Raw genomic sequence first — 6,814 nt, forward strand, 5'->3', positions numbered from 1 at the left:
GCGTGTCAGACGCTCGCGTCCCGATGGGTGGGCCGGCCGTCGAGGACGGTGAGCAGGACGGGCAGGTCCGGCAGTTCGGTGGCGGCGACGGTGAGCGGGTCGTCGGCGAGGACCGTGAGGTCCGCGCGGTACCCGACGGCCAGCCGGCCCGCCTCGTGCTCCTGGCCCGCCGCGAAGGCGGGGCCGAGGGTCATGCCCTGGAGTGCCTCCAGGGGGGTGAGGGCCTGTTCCGGCCCGTGCGGGGGCTGGGTGAGGTCGCGGCTCGGACGGCGGTGCCTGGCGCCCGCCATGACAGCCAGCGGCGGGAAGGGCGCGATGGGCCAGTCGGAGCCGAGGACGACGGACGCTCCGGAGTCGCGGAGGTCGCGGCAGCGCCAGGCGCGGGAGGCCCGCTCCTCGCCGAGGCGGCGGGACCAGTTGTCGGTGTGGTCGGCGCGGGTGAAGTCGCAGCAGTGCGTGGGCTGCATGGAGGCGATGACGCCGAGCTCGGCGAACCGGCCCAGCGTGTCGTCGGGCACGCTCTCGATGTGCTCGACGCGGTGCCGGACCCCGCCGCGGTCGCCGGCCTGGGCCTTCTCCACGGAATCGAGGACGTGCCGGACGGCCGCGTCGCCGATGGCGTGGGTGGCGGTGGGAACCCCGGCCCGGTGCAGCTCTCCGATGATCCGGGTGTAGGCGGCGGGGTCCGGCCAGAAGGCGTGGGTGGACTCGCCGTGGCAGTCGGGGTGTTCGAGCCAGGCCGTGCCGTTGTCGATGGTGCCGTCCATGAAGAGCTTGACGCCGGCGACGCGCCAGAGCGCCCCGCCGGTGCCCTGCTGCTCGATCAGGGCGCGCAGCCCGTCCGCGTCGGTGCCGGGCTGACACCAGGGGGAGACGCGCAGACGCAGGGGGAGCGCCCCGACCGCGTCGAGTTCGCCGTAGAGGGCGAGGCTCTCGCCGTTGGCGTCCATGGCGTGTCCGCCGGTCAGACCGGCGGTCGCCATGGCCCGCAGCGCGGTGGCGAGGCGGTCGCGACGTTCGGCGTGCGTGGGCTGGGGCGCCGCCCGCTCGACGAGCTCGCAGGCGGCGTCCTCCAGGAGCAGGCCGGTGGGCCGGCCGGACGCGTCGCAGACGACCTCCGCGGCCTGGTCGAAGGTCCGGGGGCCGTCCACTCCGGCCAGTTCGAGAGCGCGGGGGCTGGCGATCATGGAGTGGGCGTCGAAGAGCTGGAGCAGGGCCGGAACGCCGTCCAGTACGGGGGCGAGAGCGGCCGACTCCACGGGCCGGTCGCCGAACGCGTTGGGGTCCAGGCCCCAGCCGAAGAGCCATGCGCCGCGCTCCAGCGTGCTGACCTCGCGGGCGAGGGCGTCGCGCACGGAGTCGAGGTCGGCGCAGCCCGAGAGGTCGAGGCCATGGGTGAGTTCCGCGCCCGAGACGGGGTGGAGGTGTCCGTCGGTCAGGCCGGGGGTGACGACGGCTCCCTTGAGGTCGACGACGGTCGTGCCGGAGTCGGCGAGCGCGCGCATCTCGCGGTCGTCCCCCAGGGCGGAGATCCGCCCTCCGGACACGGCCAGGGCGCTCTGCGGCAGGAGGTGGCCGGTGACCGGGTCGAGAAGGCGGGCGGAGAGCAGAACGAGAGAGGTGCGCACAGGAGCTCCAGGAAGAAGCGGGAGGAGGGGTGGAACAGGGGTCGTTCAGCGGGTCGCGGTGGGCGGGGGGCTGTCGGCCGCGCCGGGTGAGGCGTCGCTCGGGGGCGGGTCGGTGAGGGAGTCGTCGCCGGGGGTCGCGCCGGGCTGTGCCGTGGCATCGGAAGGCGCCGTGGCACTGGACGGTGCCGTGGCACCGGTGCCTTCCCCGGCGGTGGCGTCCGTCGGCGGAGCGGCACGGTCGAGGGTGCCGGGCGCGAGACCGAGTTCGCGCTCGGCCGTGGTGACGGCCATCCGGGTCACCACCTCCGGCCGGTTGCTGCGGTCGGTGTTCGCGTGGGCGCCGAGGCCGTCGAGCACGACCAGGATCTGGATGGCCGTCGCGCGGGGATCGTCCGTACGGAACTCCCCCGCGGCGACGCCGTCCCTGATCAGCCCCTCCAGCCGGTCGTCCGAGGCGAGCTCCTGCTCGGCGACCCGGTCGCGCAACAGGGGGCGGTAGCGGCTGAGGTGGCGCGCGTTGATCCAGAGCCGGCTGATGTCGTCGTAGGCCTCTCCGGCGGAGAGGGCGAAGTAGCGCGCGAGGTACCGCGTCGCCGTGCCGTCGGACCTGTCCGCGGGCAGCAGCGCGTCGAGCTCCCCGGTGGCCGCGGTGCTGAACGCCTCGGCGACGAGGTCTTCCGCCGAGGGGAAGTAGTGGCTGATCAGCCCCGGGCGTACGTCGAGCTCCTCGGCGATCCGCCGCAGGGTGACGCACTCCAGCCCCTCGGTGAGGGCGACACCGGCCGCGGCCTCGACGATCTCCGCCCGACGGGCCTCCGGAGATTTGCGAACTCGTTTGCGCTGGACGCTTGACGACATACCGGCGATGCTATTGAGTGTGCGACCAATAAGCAAGCAGGTGTGCGTCGCACGTATCCGGAGGACCTCATGACTTCCACCCTTCCCGACCCGCGCCCCGGCGCCGATGGCGCGCCGCCGGTCACCGACCGGGCGGGGCGGGTCGAGGTCCACGGCATCGATCACATCCCCGACACCGAGCGCCACGGACGACCCCGGGAACTGTTCGCGATCTGGGCGGCGGCCAACGTCAACTACCTCAGCCTGGTCATCGGCGGGGCCCTGGTCCTGATGGGCCTGAGCCTCGCGCAGGCGCTGCTGGTGATCGTGGTGGGCAATCTCTTCTGGCTGCTCACCGGGGTGCTGGCGGTGTCGGGCCCGGCCGCGGGCGCGCCCAGCGAGGTGATCACGCGTGCGATGTACGGCGTGCGCGGCAACCGCGTGAACAACGCGGTGACCGGCTGGATGATCTCCGTCTGTTACTTCGCCCTCAATCTGGCCGCCGCCGCGAGCGCCGCCTTCGCTCTCGTCGACACGGTCGGGCTCCCGACGAACACCGTCGTCAAGACCGCCGTCGTGCTCGCCATCGCCGCGCTCACCCTGACCATCAGCGTCTACGGTCACGCCCTGATCGTGAAGCTGTACCTGCCGATCACGATCGCGCTCACCGCCGCCTTCGGCGTGGTCGCCTACGCGGTGCTGACGCATGCGGACTTCGGCCACGGACCCGACGTGCCGCTCACCGGCGTGGACCTGTGGGCGACCCTCCTCGCCGGCGTCGCCGTCATCGCCGCCGGCCCGCTCTCGTACACGACGAGCGCGGACTTCTCCCGCTATCTGCCCCGTACGGCCTCCCCGAGGGCGGTCGCGGGCTGGACCGCGCTCGGGGGCTTCCTGCCGAGCGTCGCGGTCTGCTCGCTCGGCGCGCTGGCCGCGACGGCGGTCGACATGACCGATCCGCAGACCGCGCTGGAGGAGATCCTGCCCGGTTGGTTCTACCCGGTCTTCCTGATCGCCCTCGTCCTCGGCACGATCTCGATCAACGCCCTGACCGCGTACAGCGCGGGCCTGGCGCTCCAGGCCGTCGGCATCCGCATCCGCCGCTCGCTCAGCGTGATCGTCGACGGCACCGTCGCCTCCGCACTGACCCTCTACGCGCTGCTCGTGTCCGACTTCCTCGACACGGTCGGCAACGTGCTGCAGCTGACCGTCGTGCTGCTGGGTCCGGCCACGGCCCTCTACGCCACGGACATCCTGTTGCGCCGCAACCGTTACGACGGCCTCGCGCTGATGGACGAGACCCGAGGAAGCCCGTTCTGGTACACCCGCGGTGTCAACGCGGCCGGCGCCCTCGCGCTCGGCGCGGGCGTGACCGCGGCCGCCCTGTGCGTCAACACCCTGTACACGGGTCCGGTCGCCGCCGCCCTGGCGGGTCTCGACCTCGCGCTGCCCGTCGGCATCGTGGTCACCGCCGTCGTCTACGCGCTCCTGATGCGCGGCTCCGCTTCCGTGCGCACGGCCCGCGCGGGGGCCTGAACACCGGGACCGACCGGGGCGGGGGCGTGGAGGACGTCGGCCAGGCGGGTCACCGGGCGACGGAAGACCTCGGCCGGCACGACACACTGACGGTCGGTCAGGGGGGTGACGAAGACGACGGCGTCGGCCCCGGTCCGCCCGCAGAGCTCCACGGCCTCGCACACCTTGCCGGAGCCGAGCACGGTACGCGAGGAGTACGGCGAGCCCATCAGCCGCGCCCCTCCCCTCGACACGCCCCGGCGCTGGACCACCTCCCCCACGACCCGCCCGCCCCGCGCCGCCACCTCTCCGGCGGCCGCCTCCATGAGGGCGCCGAAGTCCTTCCGGCGTGCGGAGAAGAACCCCACGAGCACCACGCCGCGTCCGGCGACGACCACCTCCGGCAGGACGGTAGGCCCGGCCGCGCCCACCCGCGCGCGCCGGCCGTCCTGTGGGCGCGCCTCCGGTTCCGGTCCATGCCACCAGCGTAGGGGGGCCACTTCTCGCAAAGCTCATGCTGGTGCGAGTGCCGCACCCGTGGTCGTCCGACGGTCTATCAGGTCAACTGTCCCGGACTCTTGACTCGGATGGTGGCAGTCGGGATTCTCGACACACCCTCAGCGCGGAACATGACAACTCACACACCGCGCCGCCGACCCGTCGACCGAGGACGTGAGTGATGTCCCTGACGCGCCCCCCACGCACATTGACGACCAGCGGAGGCAGGGCCCTGGCCGTCCTGTCCCTGCTCCTGGCCACGGTGGCCGCCATGCTGATCGGCCCCGCGCCCGGTTCCGCCGCCGAGGACACCTGGTGGAATCCGGCCGCCCGCCCCCAGCCCGACTCCGCGGTCAACGTGACGGGCGAGCCCTTCAAGGGGACCAACGCCCAGGGGGAGGTGCGCGGGTTCGTCGACGCGCACAACCACCTCATGTCGAACGAGGCGTTCGGCGGGCGGCTCATCTGCGGCAAGACCTTCTCCGAGCTCGGCGTCGCCGACGCGCTGAAGGACTGTCCCGAGCACTATCCGGACGGTTCGCTCGCGGTCTTCGACTTCATCACCAAGGGCGGTGACGGCAAGCACGACCCGAACGGCTGGCCGACGTTCAAGGACTGGCCGGCCCACGACTCGCTGACGCACCAGCAGAACTACTACGCCTGGCTGGAGCGGGCCTGGCGCGGCGGTCAGCGGGTCCTGGTCAACGACCTGGTCACCAACGGCGTGATCTGCTCGGTCTACTTCTTCAAGGACCGCGGCTGCGACGAGATGGACTCGATCCGTCTGCAGGCCAGGAAGACGTACGAGATGCAGTCCTACGTCGACAAGATGTTCGGCGGCCCCGGCAAGGGCTGGTTCCGGATCGTCACCGACAGCGCCCAGGCCCGCGACGTCATCGCCCAGGGCAAACTGGCCGTCGTGCTCGGCGTCGAGACCTCCGAGCCCTTCGGCTGCAAGCAGATCCTCGACATCGCGCAGTGCTCCCGCGCGGACATCGACCGCGGGCTGGACGAGTTGCACGCGCTCGGCGTGCGCAGCATGTTCCTGTGCCACAAGTTCGACAACGCGCTCTGCGGGGTCCGGTTCGACTCCGGGGCGCTCGGCACGGCGATCAACGTGGGCCAGTTCCTCTCCACCGGGACCTTCTGGAAGACCGAGCAGTGCGCCGGCCCGCAGCAGGACAACCCGATCGGCCTGGCCGCGGCGCCGAACGCGCAGAAGGAGCTTCCGGCCGGGGTGAGCGTGCCCGCCTACAGCGGGGACGCCCGGTGCAACACCCGCGGGCTCACCGAACTCGGCGAGTACGCGCTGCGCGGGATGATGAAACGCAAGATGATGCTGGAACTCGACCACATGAGCGTGAAGGCCGCCGGCCGGGCCTTCGACATCATGGAGTCGGAGTCCTACCCCGGCGCGATCTCCTCGCACAGCTGGATGGACAGCAGCTGGACCGAGCGGCTCTACAAGCTCGGCGGTTTCGCCGCCCAGTACATGAACGGCTCCGAGGCGTTCAGCGCCGAGGCCAAGGCCAAGGACGCCCTGCGCGACAAGTACGGGGTCGGCTACGGCTACGGGACCGACATGAACGGCGTCGGCGGCTGGCCCGGCCCGCGCGGTGCCGACGCGCCGAACAAGGTCACGTACCCCTTCCGCAGCGTCGACGGAGGCTCGGTCATCGACCGGCAGACCACCGGGCAGCGCACCTGGGACCTCAACACCGACGGCGCCTCGCACGTCGGGCTCGTGCCGGACTGGATCGAGGACATCCGCAAGGTCGGCGGTCAGGGCGTGGTGGACGACCTGTTCCGCGGCGCCGAGTCCTACCTCGACACCTGGGGCGCCTCCGAGCAGCATCGGGCCGGGGTCAACCTGGCCTCGGGCGCGGCGGCCAGCGCCTCCACCACGGAGTGGTGGAACCCGTTCGTGACCTACGCGCCCGGCCGGGCCGTGGACGGCAACCAGGGCACCCGCTGGGCCAGCGAGTGGCGGGAGGGTCAGTGGCTGCGGATCGACCTCGGCCAGCCGCAGCTGGTCAAGCGCATCACCCTCGACTGGGAACGGGCGTACGGCAGGGCCTACCGCATCGAGGTGTCCGACGACGACTCCACGTGGCGGACCGTCTGGTCGACCGAGGCCGGTGACGGCGGCCTGGACACCGCGAGGTTCTCCGCCACCACCGCCCGGTACGTACGGATCCAGGGAGTGCAGCGCGCCACCGACTGGGGCTACTCGCTCCACGAGGTGGGCGTCTACAGCGGCTGAGCCACGGCGAGACCTGGCGCGAAGGCACGGCCCCCGGGCCGGGCGGGGTGGATCCGATCGGATCCACCCCGCC

General features: G+C 72.2%; 5 protein-coding genes. 2 read left to right on the plus strand and 3 right to left on the minus strand.

All coding sequences use genetic code 11. The features are described 5' to 3' along the window. Positions 1-5 precede the first annotated feature (5 nt). Entirely contained in the window at positions 6-1,628 is a 1,623-nt protein-coding gene (locus AB0D99_RS28550; protein ID WP_362368361.1) for an amidohydrolase, read from the minus strand. 45 nt (positions 1,629-1,673) lie between these two features. Continuing rightward, positions 1,674-2,486 (minus strand): TetR family transcriptional regulator, encoded by an 813-nt coding sequence (locus AB0D99_RS28555; protein WP_362368364.1) that lies wholly within the window; start codon positions 2,484-2,486, stop codon positions 1,674-1,676. Positions 2,487-2,555: 69 nt separating this feature from the next. Between AB0D99_RS28555 and AB0D99_RS28560 the strand changes: the two genes are divergently transcribed. After that, a complete protein-coding gene (locus AB0D99_RS28560) occupies positions 2,556-4,001 on the plus strand; it encodes a cytosine permease (RefSeq protein ID WP_362368367.1) in 1,446 nt (481 codons plus the stop codon). Here the strand turns inward: AB0D99_RS28560 and AB0D99_RS28565 are convergent. Further along, entirely contained in the window at positions 3,944-4,378 is a 435-nt protein-coding gene (locus AB0D99_RS28565) for a hypothetical protein (RefSeq protein ID WP_362368370.1), read from the minus strand. The two genes, AB0D99_RS28560 and AB0D99_RS28565, sit on opposite strands and share 58 nt — an antisense overlap. A gap of 371 nt (positions 4,379-4,749) precedes the next feature. Here AB0D99_RS28565 and AB0D99_RS28570 point away from each other — a divergent pair, with 371 nt between their 5' ends. After that, positions 4,750-6,741 (plus strand): discoidin domain-containing protein, encoded by a 1,992-nt coding sequence (locus AB0D99_RS28570; protein WP_362368379.1) that lies wholly within the window; start codon positions 4,750-4,752, stop codon positions 6,739-6,741. The last annotated feature ends 73 nt before the right edge of the window (positions 6,742-6,814 follow it).

This window comes from Streptomyces sp. NPDC047971, assembly GCF_040653355.1.
In the GTDB taxonomy this organism is placed as follows: domain Bacteria; phylum Actinomycetota; class Actinomycetes; order Streptomycetales; family Streptomycetaceae; genus Streptomyces.